At 41.3% G+C, this 799-nt stretch carries 1 protein-coding gene; it reads right to left on the bottom strand.

The genetic code is table 11. The features are described 5' to 3' along the window. Positions 1–776 (bottom strand): transposase (locus CBG25_RS09525; RefSeq protein WP_290606262.1); only part of this gene is annotated, 776 nt, incomplete at its 3' end. Positions 777–799: the final 23 nt, after the last annotated feature.

The raw sequence follows: 799 nt of genomic DNA, 5'->3' as shown, positions 1-799 counted from the left end.
CAGGAAACCCCAGATTGGGTACGAAGAAAAACGGATAATGTAAGTTCTTTAAAAAAACTGCCCGTCAGGACAGTCTGATGTTGATAAATGAAACGTCCAAGGCTGGCATGATCAGGTGTCACGCCATTGCTGACAAAAATACATCCCAAATCTAAACGCGCCAGATTTTCAAGTGCTCTGAGCGAACTATGCCCTTTCATGATCCCATAAAGCAAAATTCCCATCATTGAACGAGGAGAATACGGCGCTCTACCTGTTGAAGAATAACAGCGTTCGAAAGGTACCCAGTCTTGTTCATCCAAAATCTCTGTGACAATAAATGCCCTACGTTCACCAATTTGCTTGAGATAATCGCAAAGGGAAACAGAACCCTCCAAGATAGGTAGATTTTGCGCTTTGACAAACTTACGTTTGGTGTGAGATGGCGATTCCAGTTTGCGAGTAAATACGGTCATAAAAGATCTGCGTTTAAAACGAATAAAGCAAATTTTAATCGATAACATGAGCTTTTGCGACAGCCTCGTAAAGAGGCTGTCGCAAAAGGGGTGGAATTTTTTTTTCAACAATATCCCACCGTGCAGATTTTCTCTTTTTCTGATTTTAGTTTGTACAAATAATAGACTGAAAATCATCCATAATATCAGAGCAACCGCTCTTGATAAGTTATAGGCCATTGCATGCAGGGTAAATTCGAGCTTTACCGCTAATAATCCCTTACGCCGGAAACGTTCCAAACCCTGAATTCCCCGCAATGCTGAAAACACAGGTTCAACCATGCTCTTTCGCTGATTCAAGATTT

The organism is Arsenophonus sp. ENCA (assembly GCF_002287155.1).
Classification (GTDB): Bacteria; Pseudomonadota; Gammaproteobacteria; order Enterobacterales; family Enterobacteriaceae; genus Arsenophonus; species Arsenophonus nilaparvatae.
This window is presented reverse-complemented; position numbering and strand designations above follow the sequence as displayed.